This window comes from Streptosporangium sandarakinum (genome assembly GCF_013409935.1).
In the GTDB taxonomy this organism is placed as follows: Bacteria; Actinomycetota; Actinomycetes; order Streptosporangiales; family Streptosporangiaceae; genus Streptosporangium; species Streptosporangium nondiastaticum.
Map to the genome: position 1 here is coordinate 669,113 of NZ_JACCCO010000001.1, position 22,734 is coordinate 691,846.

At 74.5% G+C, this 22,734-nt stretch carries 18 protein-coding genes; 6 read left to right on the top strand and 12 right to left on the bottom strand.

Features of this window, described 5'->3' with window-relative positions:
- Positions 1 to 10: 10 nt before the first annotated feature.
- From HDA43_RS02985 to mtnA, 9 genes are all read right to left on the bottom strand, one after another.
- Positions 11 to 2,482: a sensor histidine kinase gene (locus HDA43_RS02985; RefSeq protein ID WP_179818191.1), complete on the bottom strand. Its 2,472-nt coding sequence runs from the start codon at positions 2,480 to 2,482 to the stop codon at positions 11 to 13.
- A 212-nt stretch (positions 2,483 to 2,694) separates the two neighbouring features.
- The gene (locus tag HDA43_RS02990; protein WP_312872933.1) at positions 2,695 to 4,374 is read right to left on the bottom strand and encodes a prenyltransferase/squalene oxidase repeat-containing protein; all 1,680 of its coding nucleotides are present in this window, start codon (positions 4,372 to 4,374) and stop codon (positions 2,695 to 2,697) included.
- Entirely contained in the window at positions 4,371 to 5,255 is an 885-nt protein-coding gene (locus HDA43_RS02995; protein ID WP_179818192.1) for a terpene synthase family protein, read from the bottom strand. The genes HDA43_RS02990 and HDA43_RS02995 overlap by 4 nt, the downstream gene beginning before the upstream one ends.
- Positions 5,252 to 6,586 carry a cytochrome P450 gene (locus tag HDA43_RS03000; protein WP_179818193.1) on the bottom strand — a complete coding sequence of 445 codons (1,335 nt, stop codon included), beginning with the start codon at positions 6,584 to 6,586 and terminating at the stop codon, positions 5,252 to 5,254. Before HDA43_RS03000 ends, HDA43_RS02995 begins: the two co-directional genes overlap by 4 nt.
- Positions 6,587 to 7,133: 547 nt before the next feature.
- Entirely contained in the window at positions 7,134 to 8,102 is a 969-nt protein-coding gene (gene meaB, locus HDA43_RS03005; RefSeq protein WP_179818194.1) for a methylmalonyl Co-A mutase-associated GTPase MeaB, read from the bottom strand.
- On the bottom strand, positions 8,086 to 10,248 hold the full coding sequence (gene scpA / locus HDA43_RS03010) for a methylmalonyl-CoA mutase (protein WP_179818195.1): 2,163 nt from the start codon (positions 10,246 to 10,248) through the stop codon (positions 8,086 to 8,088). Before scpA ends, meaB begins: the two co-directional genes overlap by 17 nt.
- Positions 10,245 to 12,053: a methylmalonyl-CoA mutase family protein gene (locus tag HDA43_RS03015; protein WP_179818196.1), complete on the bottom strand. Its 1,809-nt coding sequence runs from the start codon at positions 12,051 to 12,053 to the stop codon at positions 10,245 to 10,247. Before HDA43_RS03015 ends, scpA begins: the two co-directional genes overlap by 4 nt.
- A gap of 130 nt (positions 12,054 to 12,183) precedes the next feature.
- On the bottom strand, positions 12,184 to 12,948 hold the full coding sequence (locus HDA43_RS36275; protein ID WP_312872935.1) for a peptidoglycan recognition protein family protein: 765 nt from the start codon (positions 12,946 to 12,948) through the stop codon (positions 12,184 to 12,186).
- Positions 12,949 to 13,256: 308 nt separating this feature from the next.
- Complete coding sequence (mtnA, locus tag HDA43_RS03025) at positions 13,257 to 14,237, bottom strand: S-methyl-5-thioribose-1-phosphate isomerase (RefSeq protein ID WP_179818198.1); 981 nt, start codon at positions 14,235 to 14,237, stop codon at positions 13,257 to 13,259.
- A gap of 287 nt (positions 14,238 to 14,524) precedes the next feature.
- On the opposite strand from mtnA, the gene HDA43_RS03030 reads away from it, so the two are divergent.
- Positions 14,525 to 15,136, top strand: coding sequence for a DUF4232 domain-containing protein (locus HDA43_RS03030; protein WP_179818199.1), 612 nt, complete (start codon positions 14,525 to 14,527; stop codon positions 15,134 to 15,136).
- On the opposite strand, the gene HDA43_RS36620 is transcribed toward HDA43_RS03030, so the two are convergent.
- A complete protein-coding gene (locus HDA43_RS36620; RefSeq protein WP_376770450.1) occupies positions 15,052 to 15,633 on the bottom strand; it encodes a nuclear transport factor 2 family protein in 582 nt (193 codons plus the stop codon). The genes HDA43_RS03030 and HDA43_RS36620 overlap by 85 nt on opposite strands.
- 116 nt (positions 15,634 to 15,749) lie before the next feature.
- Between HDA43_RS36620 and HDA43_RS03040 the strand changes: the two genes are divergently transcribed.
- The 3 genes from HDA43_RS03040 (at position 15,750) to HDA43_RS03050 (ending at position 17,988) form a co-directional block, all read left to right on the top strand.
- The gene (locus HDA43_RS03040; RefSeq protein WP_312872936.1) at positions 15,750 to 16,652 is read left to right on the top strand and encodes a hypothetical protein; all 903 of its coding nucleotides are present in this window, start codon (positions 15,750 to 15,752) and stop codon (positions 16,650 to 16,652) included.
- Between the two features lie 215 nt (positions 16,653 to 16,867).
- A complete protein-coding gene (locus tag HDA43_RS03045) occupies positions 16,868 to 17,428 on the top strand; it encodes a P-loop nucleotide/nucleoside kinase family protein (protein WP_179818201.1) in 561 nt (186 codons plus the stop codon).
- Between the two features lie 149 nt (positions 17,429 to 17,577).
- Entirely contained in the window at positions 17,578 to 17,988 is a 411-nt protein-coding gene (locus HDA43_RS03050; protein WP_179818202.1) for a RidA family protein, read from the top strand.
- Between the two features lie 113 nt (positions 17,989 to 18,101).
- Here HDA43_RS03050 and HDA43_RS03055 read toward each other — a convergent pair whose 3' ends face one another.
- Positions 18,102 to 18,716: a class I SAM-dependent methyltransferase gene (locus tag HDA43_RS03055; protein ID WP_179817685.1), complete on the bottom strand. Its 615-nt coding sequence runs from the start codon at positions 18,714 to 18,716 to the stop codon at positions 18,102 to 18,104.
- A gap of 238 nt (positions 18,717 to 18,954) precedes the next feature.
- Here HDA43_RS03055 and HDA43_RS03060 point away from each other — a divergent pair, with 238 nt between their 5' ends.
- Positions 18,955 to 20,154: a M20 metallopeptidase family protein gene (locus HDA43_RS03060; RefSeq protein WP_312872937.1), complete on the top strand. Its 1,200-nt coding sequence runs from the start codon at positions 18,955 to 18,957 to the stop codon at positions 20,152 to 20,154.
- Between the two features lie 228 nt (positions 20,155 to 20,382).
- Here the strand turns inward: HDA43_RS03060 and HDA43_RS03065 are convergent, their stop codons facing one another.
- Positions 20,383 to 21,345 carry a sugar kinase gene (locus tag HDA43_RS03065; RefSeq protein ID WP_312872938.1) on the bottom strand — a complete coding sequence of 321 codons (963 nt, stop codon included), beginning with the start codon at positions 21,343 to 21,345 and terminating at the stop codon, positions 20,383 to 20,385.
- 195 nt (positions 21,346 to 21,540) lie between these two features.
- Between HDA43_RS03065 and HDA43_RS03070 the strand changes: the two genes are divergently transcribed.
- A complete protein-coding gene (locus HDA43_RS03070; RefSeq protein WP_312872940.1) occupies positions 21,541 to 22,734 on the top strand; it encodes a C39 family peptidase in 1,194 nt (397 codons plus the stop codon).

Consider the following 22,734-nt stretch of genomic DNA (forward strand, 5'->3'; position numbering starts at 1 on the left):
CACGGAATCGTCATCGGTCTTGTTCCCGGAACGGGCCGTCCGCCGGGTCGCCCTCGTCGGAGATCAGTTGCGCGGCCTCGGACCGGCCCCGGCGCGTACCGGCCTGGAAGGAGGCCATGGCCGCGCGGATCGCGTCCGGCGAGGGCTCGCCGTCGCCGGGCTCGGCCGCTTCCTGGGGCTCGGCGGGCCAGGGGCGCTCCTCCTGGAGGGGGGCCGCGAGGTTGGTCTGCGGGACGCGGCGCGGCAGGCCGCCGGGCGTGTGGCTGGTGTCGGGCGGCGGCAGGACCGGCGGCGCCGCGGGCGTGTCGGCGGCCGCACGGCGTGCCGCCACCGGTTCGCCGTCCCCGCCGTCCCCGTCGCGTTCGCCGGTGACCGGGGCGGTACGGACGACCTCGGCGGCCCGGCGCGCGGACTCCCGGGTCCGGCTCTCCCGGAAGGCGGAGCCCGGCGCGGAGGAGACGGCCGCCGGGGACGGCTCCGCGGGGAGTCCCGCCCGCGGGGCGGCGGAGAAGACCGCCTCGGGGACCCGTACGGAGTTCTCCACCGTGACGCCGGCGGGGATCCCGGCGTCCCCGGACCTGTCCCGCCCGCCGTCCTCGCCGTCGCTCACCAGTTCCTGGGGGATGAGGACGACGACCGTCGTGCCGCCGTACGGCGAGATCTTGAACGCCACCCGGATCTCGTGCCGCTCGGCCAGCCTGCTGACCACGTACAGTCCCAGGCGGGCGTTGCCGGCGAGCTTCAGCTCGGGGGGGTTGGCGATCCGCTCGTTGGCGGCGGCGATGTCCTCCGGGCTCATGCCCAGGCCCCGGTCCTCGATCTCCAGGGCGTAGCCGTGGGCCACGACGCCCCCGCTGACCTGCACGGTCGTGTAGGGCGGGGAGAAGGACGCGGCGTTCTCGACGAGCTCGGCCACCAGGTGGATGACGTCGCCGACCGCCCGCCCCTCCAGGTTGGCGTCTCCCAGGGGCAGCACGTCCACCCGGGTGTAGTCCTCGATCTCGGCCAGCGCGCCGCGGACCACGTCGATCATCGGGACCGAGTCGCGCCAGGCGCGGCCGGGCGAGGCGCCGGCCAGCACCAGGAGGTTCTCGGCGTAGCGCCGCATGCGGGTCGCCAGGTGGTCGAGCCGGAACAGGTCCCGCAGCTCCTGCGGGTCGTTCTCCCGCCGTTCCATGACGTCCAGCACGCTGAGCTGGCGGTGGACGAGCGACTGGGTGCGGCGGGCGAGGTTGCGCAGGATGTCGGCGATGTCGCGGCGGAGCTGGGCCTGCTCGGCGGCGACCTTGATGGCGGTGCGCTGCACGGCGTTGAACGCCTGGCCGACCTGGCCGATCTGGTCGCTGCCGAACTCCAGCTCGGGGGCCTCGGCCGCGACGTCGACGTCCTGGCCGTGGCCGATCCGCTCGACCACCGACGGCAGCCGCTCGTCGGCGAGTTCCCGGGCCGCGTCGCGCAGCTTCTCCAGCTGCCGGATCAGGGCGCGGGCGGTGGTGATGGCCAGCACGATCGAGGCGATGACGGCGATCAGGCCGAGTCCGCCGGCCAGCGCCAGCCGGACGATGACTCCGGTGGCGACCGGCCCGGACCGCTCGACCACGCCGGCGCCGGAGGCGAGGACGGCCTCGGCCAGCCGGGAGTGCGCCGGCTGGGCGACCGCGCTCCACTGCTGGGCGTCGACCAGCCCGGCGGGCACCGCCTGGTCGTTGCCGATCAGCAGGGTCTCCAGGGAACGCAGCCGGGTGAACTGCTGTCCTTCCGACAGCCGCCGGTGGGCGTCCCGGTCGGAGTCGGGCAGCTCGTCCATCGACTGGGTGATCAGAAGCTGCCGGTTGCCGACGAGCTGGGTGAGCTGGACGCGCTCGGCGCCGGTGAGCCGCCCCGCCGTCAGGGCGCCCGCCACCAGGGCGTCCTCCTGGGCCAGGAGGTCACGGGCCCGGTTCATCCTGATCAGCGCCCGGGTGTCCCCGGCGATCTCCTCGTCGTCCAGCGTCGCCATGGAGTCGTAGACGCGGAAGACGGCGTCGACGATGCCGGTGAACATGGCGGCCGCGCGGGCGCGGTCCATCTGCCCGTTGTCGATCGCCGCGCGCGCGGCGGCCAGGTCGTCGAGCAGCCGGCGGGTCTCGTCGAGGTGCCTGCCGAGCGCGTCGCCGCCCAGCAGTTCCACGGCGCGGCCGGCGGTGAGCGTGCGGAAGTTCGCGGTGGCCTTGTCGGTGCGCCCGCGCTGGGTGGCCAGCGCCTGCTGCCGCTGGCGCGGCCCGCCGGGCCTGCCGAGCGTGACGGCGGTGAGGCGGCGCTCGGCCTGCAGGGCGACGATGAGCTGCTCGCCGGGGTCGGCGACCTCCGTGCTGAGCGTGGCCACGCCCAGCATGTTGAGGCCGTCACGGACGGTCACCCACGCGGTGAACGCCCAGAGCGCGACAAGTGACACCAGCAGCGCCGTCACCTTGGTCCGCAGGCGTGGGTCACGCACGCGCATAGCATCAACCCCGGAAAAAGCAGAGAAATGGCCATTTCATCGCGGACCGGCCAGCACATATGAGTCGCCGTCGCCGCCTTGCGGGGATAAGTGGTACATCCCCAATGCACCCGGCAAACCCTAGCAATATCCCCAAATACCCTCAAGGCGAGGCGTGAGCAATAATGCCCCTCTGTCCTTTTCGCGGGGTTCACTAGTGGTTTTTCCGATGCTCACTCCGGCATGGCGCCCATCTCCCTCCCGGAGAGGTGGAGGGCTCCCAGGACGGCCGCCTGGACGATGGCCGCCGGCAGGTAGAGATCCTTGTCGACCCACAGCGGCGGCGGCCGGTGGTCCCGGGCGGCCAGCAGCGCCTCGCGGCCGCGCCGTACCGCGTCCCGCTCCCGGCCGCGGGCGGCGCCGGTCAGCAGCAGGGTCTGCAGCGCGTAGGCGGTCTCCTCGGCGGTGCCCTCCCAGCGGCCCCAGGAGCCGTCCGGGCGCTGGGTGGCGAGCACCCACTCCGCGGCCCGGCCGACCGCCTCCCGCGACTCCGGGCCGCCGAACTCGGTCAGGGCGATCGCGCAGCAGGCCGTGGCGTAGTACGGCGAGACGTGCCAGCGGTCCGTCCACTTCCCCTCGCCGTCCTGCCGCCCGCGCAGCCAGGAGGCGAGCTTGGCGACGACGGCCGCGTGCCGGGGCTCGCCGCCGCGGCGGCGCACGTACTCGCCGAAGGCGTCGAGCACGTGCGCGTTGGTCGTCGGGGACATCCCCTCCTCGCCGCGCCAGGTGCAGAAGTGAGTCTCCAGCTCGAACGGCCACAGCCCCTCCGGCTCGCGCGGCTCGCCGAGCAGCGCCAGGGCGTACAGCGCCACGGAGGTGGTGTCGGCGTCGGCCGGCAGCCCCGGCCCGGTGGCGACCCCGTCCGGTCCCAGCCCCTCGCGCAGACTCGCCGCCAGCTCCGGCGGCGCCTCCACGGGGAGGCCGGCGCGCAGCAGCCAGCTCAGCGTCCAGCCGCGCTCGAACACGGTGATGGGGAGGGCGCACGGCACCGGCCCGCCGGAGACCGACACCACCTCCTCCAGGTACCGCCGCACCGGGGCCGCCGCGCCGGGCGGGCGCGCGCCGTTCCCGGAGCCGCCCGCGGAGGCGTCCCCCTCCGGCCCGGCGTGCCGCGGGGCCGCGGCCAGCCAGGCGGCGCTCGCCGCGGGCGACGCGCCGACGGCCGCCATGCCGTCGGTCATCGGCGTGGGGACGACGCCCGGCGAGGCCGCCCCCTCCGGACCCGCCGACTCCAGCGCGTGGACCAGCTTCTGCGGGACGGCCGCGCCGGAGGCCATCCACCGCCTGACCGCCGCCAGCTTGGCGCCGTCCGCGCCGGGGAACGGCCCCGGCACCGGTCCGAGACGGCCGGCGGTGTCCGGGTCCTCCGCGTCGAGGTGGCCGCCGATCAGGGAGAGCAGGTGGGGCACGATGAGCTCGATCGCCGGCATGTCCGGCAGCGGCTCCTCCCGGCCCGCGACCGCCCCGGCCCGCACCAGCTCCATCCCCCGGGCGGCGGCCTTGGCCAGCAGCTCGCGGTCGGCCGGGGAGGACTCCCGTCGCCGCTCGGCCAGCAGCGCCTCGACCACGCTGAGGGTGGGGACGAGGCCGTGGTGGCCCGGAGGGCCCCAGCCGCCGTCCCCCCGCTGGGTGGCGATCAGGAAGTCGATCCGCCCGGCGTGCCCGGACAGCCACGGCGCCAGGCTCACCACCCGGCCGGTCTCGTACGGCGAGGCCGACACCTGTCCCCAGGGCGCGGCCAGCAGCCCGGCCACCAGCTCCCGTGCCGCGGCGGGCAGGTCGCCCGGGGCCGGAAGCCGGCCGGGCGCCGGGACGGGCCGGGCGGCGGCGCTCACGGCGCCCACGGCGTTCACAGCGTCCCCCAGTAGTCACCGACCTGGTAGAACCCGGCGCAGAAGTCCATCTGGCGCTCCATGTAGCGGGTCAGCTCCGGGTGGGCGTCCAGCGTGGCCAGCAGTTCCCTGGCGTGGGCGGCGAGTTCGGTGGCCCGCCGCTCGATCCCGGCGTGGCCGCCGGGATCGAGCGGGATCGCGTTGAGGTCGCCCCAGGCGACGTCCCGCTCGTAGGTGCCGAGGTCGTTGAGGAGGCGGATGACCCGCTGCACGGCCCGGCTCGCCTCGCGCAGCGGCTCGACGCCGGAGATCGCCGCGCCGTCGGCGACGTGGATCCAGTGGGCGGCGAGGACGAAGGAGAACCCGAGGTTGTCGGCGTTGGCGAGGTACTCCTCCAGCGTGGGCCGGGCCTTCTCACTCTTCCAGCGCCACTCGGTGAGCATGCCGTCCAGCATCCGCCGCAGCTCGTCTCGCCAGACCGGTCCGAGCACGCCGTACGCGGGCGAGGCGGACAGCTCGTCGCGGATGCCGGCCAGCATGCGGGTCAGGTCGTCGCCGGAAGAGGGCGGGGCGCCCGCGGCCACGTCGGCGCAGCGCCGGGCGATGTCCTCGACCTCCTCCCGGGAGGTGGCGACGTAGTCGACGAGCCAGTCCAGGCCGAAGGCCCACAGGGTGACCTTGTTGGCCATCCGCAGCCGGTCGGCGCCGAGCCACGGCCCGCTGAAGGCCATCGCCAGGGAGAGCGTGCTGTACAGGGCGGCGTCGAACGGCTTGGCGGAGAACAGCCCCGGATAGGCCGCCGCCCACTCGCGCATGTCCCGCTGGGCGCGTCCGGCTCCGGCGCAGATCGCCCCGCACTCCGCGGCCGGCGGCCAGGCGTCCCGGGCGGGCACGGCCGTCATCGCGCGGCCCCGACCCGGTCGCGTCCGGCGAAGGCCACCTTCAGCATGATCTTCTGCTTCGGGCGCAGCGAGGCCGCCCAGCCCATGGGGTACGGCCCCGGGGTGGGCACCGACACGCGGTACCGGCTGAGGATGGAGGCGACCACGAGCGGCGCCTCGACGTAGAACAGGTGCTCGCCCAGGCACTTGTGCGGCCCGCCGCCGAAGGGGAAGTAGGAGTACCTGTGCCTGCGCTCCCCCTCGGCCGGCGCGAACCGCTCGGGGTCGAACTCGTCCGGGCGCTCCCAGAACCCGTCCAGCCGCTGCGTGGCGTAGGGGCAGATGAACACCGTCGAGCCGCGCCGGATCCGCACGCCCCCGACCTCCGCGTCCTCCATGACCTGGCGCGGCAGCAGCCAGCCCGCCGGGTACATCCGCAGGGTCTCCAGCAGCACCATCCGGGTGTAGGCGAGCCGCGGGAGGTGCTCGGGCCGGGCCGGGCCGTCGCCGACCACCTCGTCGATCTCGGCCTGGAGCCGGGCCTCGACCTGCGGGTGCTCCTTCAGCAGCAGCCACAGCCAGGTGATGACCATCGCGGTGGTCTCCGAGGAGGCGGCGTAGACGCTGACCAGGGCGTCGCGGATCTGCTTGGCGGTGAGCGGGTCGCCGTTGTCGTCGGTGGAGCGGCAGAGCATCGAGATGACGTCGGTGCTGTCGTCGGGGTGGTCCATGGCCCGGCGCACGATCGGGTACACGACGTCGTCGATCCGCTGGACGGCCTTCTCCAGGGCCCGGTCGCGGGGCACCCGGACCGTGTAGGGCATGAACGGCATGAGGAACCGGTAGACGAGGGAGTTGGCGACCGTGTCGAAGGCGGGGATGATGTCCTCCCCGTCCTTGCGGTCCAGCTTGTCGCCGAACAGCACCCGGTTGACGATGTAGGTGAGGATGGTGGACATCTCGGTGGCGGCGTCGAAGCTCTGCCCGGTCCGGGCGTGGCCGTCCCACTCCTCGATGCGCCCGGCGACGCGGCGGGAGACCTCCTCGGCGATCGTGGCGATGTACCGGGTGGTGAACATCGGCTGCAGGATCTTCCGGCTGATGCTCCACTGCTCGCCGTCGCCCATGATGCTGTGCCCGAAGAGCCGCTCCAGGGGCCGCCAGAACATCCCCATCCGCTGGTAGTTCGTCCACTCCAGGCGCATCACCTGCTGGACGTGGTCGGGGTGGGAGACCAGGTAGGGGCGGAACGGCCCCAGTCCCAGCCGGACGACCTCCCCGCCGGACTCCCGGGCGATGCCCGCCAGGGCGACCGCGGGACCGCGGAGCAGGGCCGGGAGTGCCCGATACATCGGAACTGACCTCGCCCGCCGGGCGGATAGGACGGCCACATCTGTCGGCATCGCCAAGGTCTCCCCACCGGCGCCCCGAATCCGCGCAGCACGAGATCGCCCACGACGGTGCGGGCCGTACGGGATCCGAAGGCGGGGTCCGGCCACCTCGCCACGGCCGGTTCCCGCGCGGGGAAAACAGGTCAGGACCTGCCGGAGGACAGCCCTCGCGCGACCTTCCCGCGCACCGTCATGCGCTTTCCGTCCTTGCGGTATTCACTGAGCGCACTATTACGACATTTGCAACTCTTGGCGCGAAACATTACATGATCCACCACTCGTGATCAAGTGATGATAAAATCATAAAGTGCATCAGTGCCGCCAACACCGGTCATTGGTCCCGAATTAACAAGATAGGAACCCCTGGATGTCAACTTTCTCCTTGACATCCGGCCACGGCGGATGGTCACCTGGGGCCCGGCCGATCCGGCGCCGCCGGGCATGACGGGCCGGCCGTCACGGCGGGTCCCCCGCTCGCGAACCCCCGGCCCACCGGCCCGGGACCCGCTCACTCGCGGAAGGCCGCCAGGATCCGGTCGGCGGCCAGGGACGGCGTCAGCGTCCCGGCCCGCACGTCCCGCTCGACCTCGGCGGTCATCTCGGCGACCCGCGGGTGCTCGCGCAGCGCCGCCAGCAGCCGGTCCGTCACCAGCGACCAGGTCCAGCGGACCTGCTGGCGGCGGCGGCGCTCCTCCAGCTCGCCCGAGGCGGCCAGCGCGTCCTGGTGGGCGACGACGCGCGCCCACAGCTCGTCCAGGCCGGCGCCCGACATCCCGCTGCAGGTCAGCACCGGCACCGTACGCTCCGAGCGCAGCAGCCGCAGCGCCCCGGCCAGCTCCCGGGCCGCCTTGCGGGCGTCGGCCTCCCCCGGGCCGTCGGCCTTGTTGACCGCGATCACGTCGGCGAGCTCCAGCACGCCCTTCTTGATGCCCTGGAGCTGGTCGCCCGTCCGGGCCAGGGCCAGCAGCAGGAAGGTGTCGGCCATGTCGGCGACGGCGGTCTCGGACTGGCCCACGCCGACGGTCTCCACCAGCACGACGTCGTAGCCGGCCGCCTCCACCACGACCATCGCCTCCCGGGTCGCCCGGGCGACGCCGCCCAGGGTGCCGGAGGTGGGCGAGGGCCGGATGAAGGCGTCCGGGTCGGCGGCCAGACGCGCCATCCTCGTCTTGTCACCGAGGATGCTGCCGCCGGTCCTGGTCGACGACGGATCGACGGCGAGCACCGCCACCCGGTGCCCCTGACCGGTCAGCCGCACGCCGAGGGCGTCGATGAACGTCGACTTGCCCACCCCCGGCACGCCGGTTATGCCGACCCGGCGCGCCCGGCCGGCCAGCGGGGCCAGCTCGACCAGCAGCCGCTGCGCCAGCTCCCGGTGGTCGGGCCGGGAGGACTCCACCAGGGTGATCGCCCGCGCGATCCACGCCCGGGAGCCCTCCTTCACCCCCGTGACGTAGTCGTCAAGCGTCCGCGCCATGACCCAGCCGGGTGAGCAGGTCGGCGAGCAGCCCGCGGGCGGCGTCGGCGATCACGGTGCCGGGCGGGAAGATCGCCGAGGCCCCGGCGGCGCGCAGCGCGTCGAAGTCGCCCGGCGGGATCACCCCGCCGACCACGATCATGACGTCCTCGGCGCCGAGTCCGGCCAGCGCGTCGCGCAGCGCGGGCACCAGCGTCAGGTGCCCGGCCGCCAGCGAGGAGACCCCGACCACGTGCACGTCGGCCTCGACCGCCTGGCGGGCGACCTCCTCGGGCGTCTGGAACAGCGGGCCGACGTCCACGTCGAACCCGAGGTCGGCGAAGGCCGTGGCGATCACCTTCTGGCCCCGGTCGTGACCGTCCTGGCCCATCTTGGCCACCAGGATCCGGGGGCGGCGCCCCTCCAGCCGCTCGAACTCGGCGCACATGCCGCGGACCTCGTCCACGCCGGAACCCACCTCCTCGCGGTACACCCCGGAGATCGTGCGGATCTGGCCCGCGTGCCGGCCGAAGACCTTCTCCAGCGCCTCGGAGATCTCCCCGACGGTCGCCTTGGCGCGGGCCGCCTCCACCGACAGCGCGAGCAGGTTCGCGTCGCCCGCCGCGCCCTTCGTCAGCGCGGCCAGCGCCTCCTCCACCGCCCGCGGGTCGCGCTCGGCGCGCAGCCGGCGGAGCTTGTCGAGCTGCCGGGCCCGCACCGCGGTGTTGTCCACCTTGAGCACCTCGATGGGCTCGTCGGCGTCGGGCCGGTACTTGTTGACGCCGATGACCGGCTGCGCCCCGGTGTCGATGCGCGCCTGGGTGCGGGCGGCGGCCTCCTCGATGCGGAGCTTGGGCAGCCCGGCGTCGATCGCCCTGGCCATGCCCCCGGCCGCCTCCACCTCCTCGATGTGCCCCCACGCCTTCCGCGCCAGCTCGTGGGTGAGCCGCTCCACGTAATAGGAACCGCCCCACGGGTCGATCACCCGGCAGGTGCCCGACTCCTGCTGCAGCAGCAGCTGGGTGTTGCGGGCGATCCGCGCCGAGAAGTCGCTCGGCAGCGCCAGCGCCTCGTCCAGCGCGTTGGTGTGCAGCGATTGGGTGTGCCCCTGGGTGGCGGCCATCGCCTCCACGCAGGTGCGCACCACGTTGTTGAAGACGTCCTGGGCGGTCAGCGACCAGCCGGAGGTCTGCGAGTGCGTCCGCAGCGACAGCGACTTGGGGTTCCCCGCCCCGAACCCCGACACCAGCCTCGCCCACAGCAGCCGGGCGGCCCGCAGCTTGGCGACCTCCATGAAGAAGTTCATGCCGATGCACCAGAAGAACGACAGGCGCGGCGCGAACGCGTCGACGTCCAGGCCCGCCCCGACCCCGGCCCGCAGGTACTCCAGGCCGTCGGCGAGGGTGTACGCCAGCTCCAGGTCGCAGGTGGCCCCGGCCTCCTGGATGTGGTACCCGGAGATCGAGATCGAGTTGAACTTCGGCATCCGCTCGCTGGTGTAGGCGAAGATGTCGGAGATGATCCGCATCGACGGCCCCGGCGGGTAGATGTAGGTGTTGCGGACCATGAACTCCTTGAGGATGTCGTTCTGGATGGTCCCGGCGAGCTGCTCGGGCGCCACCCCCTGCTCCTCGGCGGCCACGATGTACAGCGCGAGCACCGGCAGCACCGCGCCGTTCATGGTCATCGACACGCTCATCTTCTCCAGCGGGATGCCGTCGAAGAGCTGCCGCATGTCGTAGATGGAGTCGATCGCCACCCCGGCCATGCCGACGTCGCCGGCCACCCGGGGGTGGTCGGAGTCGTAGCCCCGGTGGGTCGCCAGGTCGAAGGCGACCGACAGGCCCTTCTGCCCCGCGGCGAGGTTGCGCCGGTAGAAGGCGTTGGACTCCTCGGCGGTGGAGAAGCCGGCGTACTGCCGGATCGTCCACGGCTGGGTGGCGTACATCGTCGGGTACGGCCCGCGCAGGTACGGCGCCACGCCCGGGTAGGTCGCCGGGAAGTCCAGCCCATCGAGGTCGGCGGCGGTGTAGAGGGGCTTCACGGCGACCCCCTCGGGGGTCTCCCACACCGGCCCGCCCGTGCCGTCCCCGGCGGCCCGCCGTACGGCAGGCCCGGCGGCGCTCGCCCCGCCGTCCAGCGGGACCGCGGAGAAGTCGGGAATCATCGGGTCACCCCCAGGTCGTCGAAGGTCGTGCGGAGCACGCCGAGCGCGTCGCACCCGGCGTACAGAAGGGCGTCCACGCCCGGGTACTCCCCCCGCCCCGCCAGCCATATCCGCCTGGCCCCGGCCGCGCGCAACGCGGCGGCCACCGGGCCGGCGTGCTCGCCGTACAGGCGGTCGGCGGAGCAAAGGCAGGCGACCCGCGCGCCGGAGGCGGTGAACGCGGCGGCGATCTCCTCCGGGTCGGTCAGCGGGCCGCCCGACACGGTGGCGATCCCGCCGGCCTGGAACAGGTTGGCCGCGAACGACGTCCTGGCGTTGTGCGCCGCGACCGGCCCGATGGTCGCCAGGAACACGTGGGGGCGGACCGGCTGGGCGTCGGCCAGGTCGCGCAGCCGCTCGAACTCCCCGGCGTAGTGGACGCCGGTGACCGGACGCGGGTGCGGGGGGCGCCGCAGCGGGCGCTCGGCCAGGTCGGGGAACTCGCTCACCCCGGTGATCGGGTCGCGGCGGTGCGCGACGGCCTCCGAACGCCGCTCCCGGGTGGCGGCCAGCCGCCGGGCGACCAGGTCGTCCCCGGCCCGCGACCCCGCGCCGCCGGCGCGCTCGATCTCCTGGAACCACTCCCAGGCCCGCTCGGCCAGGTCGCGGGTGAGGCGCTCGACGTAGTAGGAGCCGCCGGCCGGGTCGGTCACCCGGGCCACGTGGGCCTCCTCCAGCAGCAGGGAGTGGGTGTTGCGCGCGATGCGGCGGGCGAAGGCGTCCGGCAGGCCCAGCCGGGCGTCGAACGGCTGCACGGTCACCGCGTCGGCCCCGCCGGTGCCGGCCGCGAAGCAGGCGAGCGTGGTGCGCAGCATGTTCACCCACGGGTCGCGGGCGGTCATCATGGCCGAGGAGGTCACCGCGTGCTGCCGCTGCCCGGCGTTCCGCGTCACCCCGCACACCTCGGCGACGCGGGCCCACAGCAGGCGCGCGGCGCGGAGCTTGGCGATGGTGAGGAACTGGTCGGCGGTGGCGGCGTAGCGGAACTCCAGCTGCCCGAACGCCTCCTCCTCGCTCAGCCCGGCGCCGGTCAGCACCCGCAGCGCCGCGACGCCCGCGGCAACGGAGCAGCCCAGCTCCTCGGCGTCGCCGCCGCCGGCGTCGTGGTACGGCGTGGCGTCCACGACGGCCGCGCGCAGCCCGGGGAAGCCCGCGGCGCAGCGCCGGGCCAGGTCCGCGGCGGTCTCCGGGTCGCGCAGCGGATCCGCGCCCAGGGTGCCGGTCAGGAAACCCGCCGCGGGCCCGCCGTCACCGCTCCCGGGAGGCGCCTCCGGCCGGGTCGGCCGCTCGCGGGCGGCCTGCCCGGCGGCCAGCGCGAACAGGGTCTCGGCCGCCTCGCGGGTGCGCTCCCCCGCGTCCAGCGCGACCGAGATCAGCTCCAGGTGGACCCGCTCCAGGACGCGGGGCAGGTCCTCGGGCTCGACGGCGAGCCACAGCGAGGTGACGCCGTTCTCCAGGTCGGCGAGCACCGCCTCGGGGTCGGCCGCCTCGTGGCGCTGCCGTATCTCCCAGCTCCCGCCCCCGGGCCGGGAGCCGCGGACGTAGGGGGCCTCGCCCGGCAGGCCCGGATCGCCCGGCAGGTCGGAGGCGTCGTAGATCGGGGCGATGGTGACGCCGTCGTGGGTCGTGAAGGCCAGCGCCTCCTCGGGCGAGGCCGCCTCGACGCCCGACCTGCGCAGGACCCCGAGCGCCAGCTCCCGCCACCGCTCCCGCGTGGCCGGGGGGAAGCCGGCGGTCCATCGAAGTTCCTCAGGCGGCACCGTCATGCCTGGGATGGTAAGCCCCACGGCCCGGTGACGGCCTCCCGGGGTCCCCGCCCGGGTGTGTCCCGGCCGCCGCGCGGCGGATCTCCCGCGGTCTCTCCCGGGGTGGCCGGGGCACAGGGGTCCGGGCGCGTCAGGTGACGGGCTCCTCCCAGGCGGCGTTCCAGGTGGCGCGGTCGACGGCGCCGGTGGCGGGCAGGCCCTTCTCGTCCTGGAACTTGCGGCAGACCCGCTGGGACTCCTCGCCGTACAGGCCGTCGGCGTCGAGGTCCCAGCCGCGCTCGCGCATCTGCCGCTGCCAGGTGCGGACGTCCTCACCCTCCATGACCGGCGGATACTTGAGGACGCGGCCGGGGAAGACCGGGTGCGGCTCCGGCGGGGCGGGGGTGGCGCCGGGACGCGGCGCGCCCCGCCTCACCCACGCGTACAGCGGCTCGCCGGGGCAGTCGGTGGCGTACCCGTCGCGGTGGCCCTTGATCTCCCGGCCCGCGCCGCCCTCGGCCCGCAGGTACTCGACCGCGTCGAGGACGGCGTGCAGGATGCCGTCGGTGGGCTTGGTGAGCCCGGTCGAGCCGACCAGGCCCAGCACCGCGTAGTGGCCGCTGTTGAGACCGGGGCCGTTGGCCGCGGGCAGGTGGTGCGGCCCCCTGCCCTCGAACACCTTCCGGTGCGGACACGCCACCATGCTGTAGCCGATGTCCAGCCAGCCGTTGCCGTCCATGTGCTGGTTCTGGATGGACCGGACCAGGGCGACGCACTTGGCGTGGTCGTCGACGATGCCGGGGTCGACGCGCCCGCCGGTGTAGTGGACCTTCACACCCCTGGTGGAGGAGATCCTCGAGTATGAGCCGCGCGGGGCGCGGGCGCCCCATTCGCGGCGTTTCACGATGTCGGCCACAGGTGTCTCCAGGGGGAACGCGAACTGCTCGATGTACCGCGCGACCGACGTTATCCGTAGTGTCCCGCGAGGCGGGGCGCGTTTCGCAAATACCACCAGTCGCATCTCTGTCACATGCGGGGCCGATGACGGTTTTCGCCCCGAACATGGACGTACCACTTCCACCGCCGGAGCGGTCGAAACCACCGGCGTCCCGCGGCGCGAGGCCGGTCCGCTCCCGCGCGGGCCCGCCGCCGGCGGGGGATCGCAGGTCGGGGGCGAGGGGCACGGGCCACGACGTCCCGCCGAGGCCGGGGCGAACCGCCCCGCTACGGCGTCTCGCCCCGGTCGGGGCGGATGACCCGGCGTTCGGTGACGATGGCGGTGATCAGGTCGCGCGGCGTCACGTCGAAGGCCGGGTTCAGCACCGCCGCGCCCTCCGGCGCCAGCCGTACCCCGCGCACGCCGAGCACCTCCTCCGGGTCGCGGTCCTCGATCTCGACGAGGTCCCCGGAGGGGGTCGCGAGATCCACCGTGGACTCCGGGGCGACGACGACGAACGGCACCCCGGCGCGGCGGGCGCCCAAGGCCAGCGCGTAGGAGCCGATCTTGTTGGCGGTGTCGCCGTTGGCGGCGATCCGGTCGGCGCCGATCAGCACGGCGTCGGCCTCGCCCCTGGCCAGCAGGAACGGCCCCGCCGAGTCGACGATCAGCCGGTACGGCGCGCCCATCCGGCCCAGTTCCCAGGCGGTGAGCCGGGCGCCCTGCAGCAACGGCCGGGTCTCCAGGGCTATCGCCCCGGCCAGCCGTCCCCGTTCGTGCAGGGTCTGCACGACGCCGAGCGCGGTGCCGCGCTCCACCGCGGCCAGGCCGCCGGTGTTGCAGACGGTCATGATCCGTGGCCGGTCGCGGCCGGTCAGCTCGCACACCAGGTCCGCGCCCCGCTCCCCCATGGCGTGGCAGGCCGCGATGTCGGCGTCGCGGATCTCCAGCGCGCGACCGAGCACCGCCTCGAACCCCTCGTCGAGGTGCTTCAGCGCCTCGTCCACGCCCCAGGCGAGGTTGACCGCGGTCGGCCGGGCGGCCCGCAGCCGGGCCGCGGCGGCCGCCGGATCCGGTTCGGTGGCCGCCGCGAGCGCGACGCCGAGCGCCCCGGCCACGCCGAGCGCGGGCGCCCCCCGCACGGCCAGCCGCCGGATGGCGTCGATGAGGCCGTCCACCGTCCCGACCCGGATGACGGCGCACTCGCCGGGCAGCAGGGTCTGGTCCACGAGCTCGACGGCGTCGCCGGCCCAGTCGATCGTCCGCATGTCCGGCAATCTACGCCCGCTCCCCGGGTGGTCCGCCACCCCTGTTCCGGCCCGGCGGGCCACGGCCGTACGGGGACGCGGAGGACTGACCTGTGCGCCACCGGCGTCAGGGGAGCCTGTCCTTCCGGACAGGCCGGACCGGCACGCACCGAGCTTCCGTGACGACCGTCCGCCCAGGTCGGACGGGCGGACCCGGTACGGCGCGCGCGAAGGCGCCCGCTCCGAGTACCCCCGACGTCCCCGCAGCCCGGCGAACAAGGCGAGGCCGCAGGACGTCATAGGGAGACATGAGACGATCCAACGGCGCCGGGAGCCTCCCGGCTTTCTCGATGATGGTGGCGGGCGCGCTGATGGCCTCGGCCGCGTGCGGTTCGGCGACGCCCGTCCAGCGGAGCATCTCCCCGGCGGGGAACGCGGCCGGGGACACGCGGCCCGCGAGCGCCGTCCCGGCGGCCGGCGCCGCCGCCGCCCTCTCCGACGCGGCGGCACCCGGGCGCTGCCGGACCGGCGCGCTCTCGGCCCGGGTCGGCCGGGTGGACGCGGGCGCGGGCCAGCGGCACGCGCCGCTGGTGCTCACCAACGGGTCCACCCGGACCTGCTGGGTGTACGGCTTCCCGGGCCTGGTCACGATCGACCGCAACGGCGACGCGCTGCGCACCAGGCCGCGGCGGGAGAACGTCCGGCCGCAACGGGTGACCCTGCGACCCGGCGCCTCGGCCCACTTCAGGATGCACTGGACCGAGGTGCCGAGCGGGCGGGAGACCACCTGCCCGGCCTCCGCGCGGCTGATGGTCATCCCGCCGGACGAGACCTCCTACCTGACGGTCCCCTTCTCGGCGCGGGTCTGCGACGACGGGCGCATCGACCTCACCCCGGCTGCCCCGGGGGCGCGCCTCTGAGCCTCACCCCAGCGGCCGGGGCGTCGCCGTAGGCGGCCAGGAGCGCGGGGAGCGTTCCGGTGGCCGCGGCGATGGCGGCGGTGTTCTGGTACTCGCGCCATCGCACGACCTTCCCGCCGCGCACAGTGAGCACCGCGACGAAGGACGCGGCGCCGCGAAGGCCGGTGGTGAGTCACCGTCCCGGCCAGCTCGTACTCCACGACGACGGTCTCCGGGGCGTCCGTACGGTGGGTCACGACGTCGCGGACCTCCTCGAACCGAACGGGCAGGGCGGCCCGGCCCCGCTCGGCGAGGGCGGTGAACTCCCGGCGTCCCTCGACGCGGCGCGGGTGGCCGGGCGGGGCGAACGGGGTCTCGACGACGGCGTCCTCGGCGAGTAACTCCCCGAAGCCGGCGCCGTACGCGAGGACGCGTGCGCCGACGAGGTGATCGCCCTGCTCACCGGCCTGTGCCAGGGCGCGCTGCACGCCGGGTGGAGCCCCGGACTGCGCCGCCACACCACCGGGGACGCCTCCCGGCCATGCAACGACCGGGATCGGGCCGGGGCTTCATCCGCCATGGTGTTCCGCGAAATGCCGTCACATAAAGTGTTGTTCACATTACATTAAGTGACGTGCCGTCTCCCACCCATGACTCTCTCATCGAACTTTTCCGCGACCGCCCCCAGTTGGCCGTGGAGGTCCTACGCGACCTTCTCGGGCAGGACCTGCCCGTCACACCGCTGGCCCGCGCGGAGAACTTCACCTTCAACACCCGCCCCTCCGACGACATCGAGCCCGACCTCGTCGTCGTCCTGGGACCACCGCCCAGCCCCGCGCACGTCATCATCGTCGAGATCCAGAAGGACAAGTCCAAAGACCCCCGCCAGCTGGACCGCTATGCCGCCCAGGCCTGGCTGATGCTCAAGTGCGACGCCACGGTCCTGGTCGTCTGCCCCGACGCCCGCACCGCCGAGCACTACGCCCGGCCGATCGACTCGGGCCTGACCGGCTACCGGCCGCATCCCCGGGTGCTCGGACCCGGCGGCATCCCGGCCATCACCGACCCCCAGCAGGCCGCCGCCCACCCGGAACTGTCGGCCCTGGCGGTCATGGCCCACGGCCGCGACCGCAAGGTCGTCGAGGCCTTCGCCTCGGCGCTCGCCGAGCTACCTCACGACTACGCTGCGAAGTATTATGAACACGCTTACGACATGTCCGTGCCCGAGGTGCGGCACCTCCTGGAGGAGATCATGACGTCCACCGACTGGCCCGTCCACAGCCCCTTCGCCCGCGAGCACTACGGCCGCGGCATGGCGGAAGGCAAGGCGAAAGGCAAGACGGAAGGCAGGGCGGAAGAGGCCGCCAAGCTGGTCCTGCTGGTGATGGACGCCCGCGGTCTCGACATGCCGGACGACGTCCGCGCCCGGATCACCTCCTGCACCGACCTCACCCTCCTGGAGACCTGGGCGGCCCGTGCGGCGACCGCCCAGACCGTGCACGACATGTTCGACGGAGCGAGCGAACAGGACCGCTGACGAATATCCGCCCGCGAGCAGCGCAGGATTCCGGTAGACGGCGCTTCGGTTCCGGCCCCATTTCCAGCTCCGGCTCCGGCGGCATCGAAACCTCTCTCCGGCGGGGATGGCAGGAGGTTCGCGGGCTGAGCCGCCGTGTGCCGCCGGTGCGGTCGCCGTACCGGTGGCGCTTCCACGCTCGGCGGGCCGTCCGGTGCGGCGTGCCAGAATGCACCATGGCACTGCCGACGCTGACCGTGGTGAGCGGGCCTCCGGGGTCCGGCAAGACGACCCTGGCCCACCGGCTCGCCCAGGAGCTCGGCCATCCGGCGATCATCCGTGACGAGATCAAGCAGGGCATGGCGGACGCCGCCGGTGACCGTGGCCCCGATGCGGGCGCCGCACTCAACCTGCCGGTCCTGAAGGTGTTCTTCGACGCCCTCGGCCTGCTCACCCGGGCCGGGGTCAGCGTGGTCGCCGAGGCCGCGTTCCAGGACCGGGTGTGGCGGCCGAACCTTCAGCCGCTCATCGGCCTCGCGCGGATCCGTGTCATCCGCTGCGTCGTCGACGCCGCGCTCGCGGGCGAGCGCATCGCCCGGCGCGCCGTCCGTGACGCCCACCGGGCCGCCCACGCCGACCACGACCTGCTGAAGGCGATCGCGGCGGGCGAGCGCGACCTGGCCGCCTTCGGCTGGATCAGCATGGACCTGCCGGCGCTGACCGTGGACACCACCGGCGGCTATGATCCGCCCCTGCCCGACATCGTCGCCTTCGCCGCGGCACGCGCCGCCTCGTGAGCCAGGGGTCCCCCGTGACCCTCCCGACCCCCGGACGCGCCCCGGGCGCGTCGGCCCCGGGCGGAAACCCCGCGCATTCCGCACCCCGCTCCGGAGCGGCACGGTTCCCGTGATCGCCCCGTCCCGTTCCACGGCGGTACGGTTTCCCCGTGACGGAACGACGCGCGATCCTCAGTGGCTCCACCTTCGAGAAGGAGATCGGTTACGCCCGGGCCGTGGTGGACGGGGACCGGGTCCATGTGTCGGGCACCACCGGGTTCGACTACGCGACCATGACGATCTCCGACGACGTGGTCGGGCAGGCCGAGCAGTGCCTGCGCAACATCGGCTCGGCGCTGGCCGAGGCGGGCTGCTCGTTCGCCGACGTCGTGCGTGTGCGGTACCTGCTACCCGACCGCGAGGACTTCGAGCCCTGCTGGCCGGTGCTGCGCCGGTACTTCGGAGAGGTCCGCCCGGCCGCGACGATGCTGGTGTGCGGCCTCTCCGACCCGCGCATGAGGATCGAGATCGAGGTCGACGCGCGCCGCCCCCGGCCGCGGGACACCGCCTCCCCGGCCTGACCACCGGACACGACCTGACCACTGGACCGCGGCCCGGCCGCGCCCGAATCGGGGTGTCGTCCACGGACCGGTCGGCCGGGTCGTGACCGAGACGGGCGGGTGACCGGCGGGCGCTACCGGCCGATCGAGGCGGCCGGCTCCGGGGGCTTGCGCCAGACGATCGAGTATCTCCACAGGAGGTGGCGGCGGTAGCGCGCGCCCGGAAGCGTCTCCCGCGCGATGCGGCGCATCCCGGCGTAGGTCTCCGGCGGCGGCCAGACCATGGGGGCCGAGTGCTCCCAGTAGGTCCGCCTCAGCTTGTACAGCCGGGTGCCGACGGCCGCGGCGAGTTCCCAGGGGAGATCCGCGGGGAGCCGGGAGCGGGCGAGGCCGACGACGACGAGCGTCCCGCCGGGGCGGAGGAGGTCGCTCATCCGCCGGAGCGCCGGGACGGCGTCCATGTGGTGGAGCGTGGCGACCGAGACGACCGCGTCGAAGGAGGCGGGTTCGAAGGGGTGGGTGCGGAAGTCACCGAGGACGTACTCGACGCCCGAGCCGTCGTCCCGCCGCCGGGCGAGGTCGATGCTGGGCTCGTCGAGGTCGATGGCGGTGACGTGCGCGGCGACCCGGCGCAGCTCGCGTGACAGGACGCCCTCGCCGCAGCCCACGTCGAGGACCCGGCCGCACCCGCCCGGCAGGGCCGTCAGGATCACCGGGTGGTAGTGGATGTTGTGGTTCCACCGCGACACCTGACGCCCGCCTCCCCCGATGGCTTCCGGACTCCGGGCGGGTCCTCCGGCCGGGGCCTCCACCGTAGCGATCGTCACGCGGGCCGTACAGGGAACGGGGGCCGTACGGACGCGGCACCGTTCTCGGAACGGGGACCGTACGGACGCGGCACCGCTCTTGGAACGGGGCCGTGGCCGGTGCATCATCGAGGCCCCGCCCCGTGACGGCCCCCGACGGGCCATTCGAAGGAGAACGCCCGTGTCCCAGCGCGCCGACCTGCACGATCTGCACGAGGAGCTCGTACGGCTCCGCCACGACCTGCACCGCGAGCCGGAGATCGGCCTCGACCTGCCGCGCACCCAGGAGAAGGTGCTGGGCTTCCTCGACGGCCTGCCGCTGGAGATCGGCACGGGCCGGGCGCTGAGCTCGGTGACCGCCGTGCTGCGCGGGGCGCTGCCGGGTCCGACGGTGCTGCTGCGGGGCGACATGGACGCGCTGCCGGTGACCGAGCGCACCGGCCTGCCGTACGGCTCGGCCGTCGAGGGGGCGATGCACGCCTGCGGGCACGACCTGCACACCGCGATGCTGGCCGGGGCGGCGCACCTGCTGTCGGCGCGCCGGGACCGGCTGGCCGGCTCGGTGGTGTTCATGTTCCAGCCGGGCGAGGAGGGGGACGGCGGGGCGAGGATCATGCTCGACGAGGGGGTGCTGGAGCTGTCGGGCGAGCTGCCCGTCGCCGCGTACGGGATGCACGTGATCAGCGCGGAGATCCCGCACGGGCTGTTCGCCTCCAGGCCGGGGACGGCCATGGCGGCGGCGGACAAGCTGAAGGTCACGGTGCGCGGCCGGGGCGGGCACAGCTCGGCGCCGCACCGGGCCAAGGACCCGATCCCGGCGGCGTGCGAGATGGTGACCGCGCTGCAGACGATGGTGACGCGGGGCTTCGACGTCTTCGACCCGGTGGTGGTGACGGTGGGCAGCTTCCACGCGGGCACCGCCGACAACGTCATCCCCGACGAGGCCCGGTTCGAGGTGACCCTGCGGTCGTTCTCGGCCGAGGCGCACGCGCGGGTGCGGGAGGCGGCGCCGGCGCTGGTGCGCGGCGTCGCGGCGGCCCACGGCCTGGAGGTGGACGCCGACTACGTGGTGAACTACCCGGTCACCGTGAACGACCCGGCCGAGGCCCGGCACGTGGAGGCGACGGTCCGCGAGCTCCTCGGCGAGCACCGCCACCGTCCCATGCCCCGGCCGCTGACCGGGTCGGAGGACTTCTCCTTCGTCGGGCAGCGGGTGCCGTCGGCGTTCGTCTTCCTGGGCGCCTGCCCCCGGGACGCCGATCCGGGCCGGATGCCCTACAACCACTCGCCCGAGGCGGTCTACGACGACGGCGTGCTGGCGGACGGGGCCGCGGTCTACGCCGAGCTGGCCGAGCGGCGGCTCTCCGCCGCGCCCGCCTGACGGTCCCGTCGCCGGTGTGCCCTCCCGGCCGGGTTCGGGTGTCCGGCCCGCCACCGGTTTCGTCCGGCGGCCGGGCCGGCCCGCCCTCCGTGCCCGTCCGGCGGCCGTCACCTCCCGGGGGACGGCCGCCTCCGGAGCGCGGCGGCCATCACCTTCCGAGGGACGGCCGCCTCCGGAGCGCGGTGGCCGTCACCTCCCGGGGGACGGCCGCCTCCGTAACGCGGCGGATCAGCGGTGCACGGTCTCGCCGCCGTCGATGAACGCGGCCAGCGCGCGGTCGCGCTGGGACGCCGACGGCAGTCCCTCGGCGTCGGTGACCGACTGGATCGTCAGGGCGGCGACCGTGGCGCCCTCCGCCAGGGCCCGCTCCGGGCCGAGCCCGCGCAGCGTGGCGGACAGGAACCCGGCCGCGAACGCGTCCCCCGCCCCCACCGGGTCCACGACGGGCACGTCGAAGGCGGGACGGTTCCAGGAGCCCTCGGCGGTCACGGCCGTCGCGGACCGGTCGGGGTTCTTGACGACCACGGTGCCGACGCCGTCCGCCCGGAGGTCGGCGACGGCCTCGGCGGCGCGCCGGCCGGTCAGGAGCTCCAGCTCCTCCGCGCCGGCCAGCAGGATGTCCGCGCGGCGCAGCAGCGGCCCCACGACCTCCCGCCACCGGCCGGCGTCGCCGAGCTTGCGGCGGACGTTGGGGTCGAAGGACACCGTGACACCCCGTTCGCGGGCCAGCTCCAGCAGCCGCCCGGTCGCCCGGCGGGTGTCCTCCGACAGCATCGGCGTGATGCCCGTCAGGTGGAGCAGCCGGGCGCCGTCCAGCGTCCCGGGGCCGGGCCAGTCGCCGGGGGCGTGGCAGGCCGCCGACCCGGCCCGGTGGTACTGCACGTCGATCGCCCGGGCGGGATGGCTGTCACGGATGAGCACCCCGGTCGGGTACCGCTCGTCGATCTGCGCGTGCGACAGGTCGACGCCCTCCGCGCGCAGGTCGGTGAGCACCGCCTCGCCCGCCGGGTCCGCGCCGACCCGGCCCAGCCACCGTACGGCGTGGCCGAGCCTGGACAGCCCGATCGCCACGTTGCCCTCGGCTCCGGCCACCGAGCGGCGGAAGCTGCGGGCGCGGGCCAGCGGCACCCCGGGCTCGGCCACCATCAGGAGCATGCACTCCCCGTACGTCACGACCTCGGCCACGGCCACGGCCTCTCTCTGCTGGGTGTTCGTCCATCGGTCTGCTGCCGCCGTACCGGATCGGCACGGCGACCAGTGTGCCATCCGGCCGGCCTTCAGGAACCCCTGGAAGCCGGCTCGAAACGCACGCGGGCCGGGCACGGGCCCGGCGATACGTAAACCATCCGATGCGCCGCACCCGCCCCAGCGGCAACACTGGACGGCGTGACCACGTCCTCATCCGTCGGCGCGCGCCGCGTCGCCCTGCACCGGTGGGCGGACGTGGAGCCCCAGGAGATCGGGCTGGCCGACTACCGCGACCCGTTCGGCGACGCCGTCACGACCTGGAAGTACGCCCGCTGGACCGGTGAGGAGACGCCGCTCGGCTTCCCCGCGGCCGAGCTGGTGCCGTCGTGGACGGCGAGCGCCCCGCCGGGGTCGTGGATCGAGGTCGGGCTGCGGGCCCGCACCGCGTCGGGTGACCTGACCCGCTGGTACGTGATGGGCCGCTGGGCCGAGGAGGACGGCGACGTCCACCGCACCTCCCTGCCCGGGCAGGGCGACGAGCACGGCGACGTCGCCGTGGACACCTACGTGGCGGCCCGCCCGGTGACGGCCTTCAGGCTCAGGTTCACCCTGTACGGCTCGGGCGCGCGGGTCCACGGGGCCGCGGTGATGGCCTCGGCGCCGACGGCCGGGACGGCGTCGGCGGACGCCGCTCCCCCGGACGCCGTCCGCACGGACCCCCGCGTCGGCGCCGCCCATCCGGACGCCGGCCGCCAAGACCCCGCCGGGTGCGGGCCCGCCGGGCACGTGGAGCTGGACGTGCCGTGCCGGTCGCAGAAGGTCCACGCCGGGCACTTCCCGCAGTGGGACGGCGGCGGCGCCAACTGGTGCGCCCCCGCCTCGACGAGCATGGTGGTCGCCTACTGGGGTCGCGGCCCCTCCGCCGCCGAGCTGGGCTGGGTCCCGCCGGACGACCCGTGCCCGGCCGTGGACCACGCCGCCCGCGGCATGTACGACCACGGCTACCAGGGCACCGGCAACTGGCCGTTCGGCGTCGCCTACGCCGGCCGCTACGGCCTCGCCGGGTTCGTCACCCGGCTGCGCTCGCTCACCGAGCTGGAGCGCCTGGTCCGCGCGGGGGTCCCGGTCATCACCTCGCAGTCGTTCCGGGAGCACGAGCTGCCCGGCTCCGGCTACTCCACCGGCGGTCACATCATGGTCGTCGTCGGCTTCACCGCGGACGGTGACGTGATCGTCAACGATCCCGCCGCGCCCGGTGACCACGAGGTGCGCCGGGTCTACCCGCGGGCCGCGTTCGGCGACGTCTGGCTCCGCTCGTCCGGCAGCGGGGGGGTCGCGCACGTGATCCACCCGCCCGGCTTCTCCCTGCCCCCTTCCGACGGCAACTGGTGA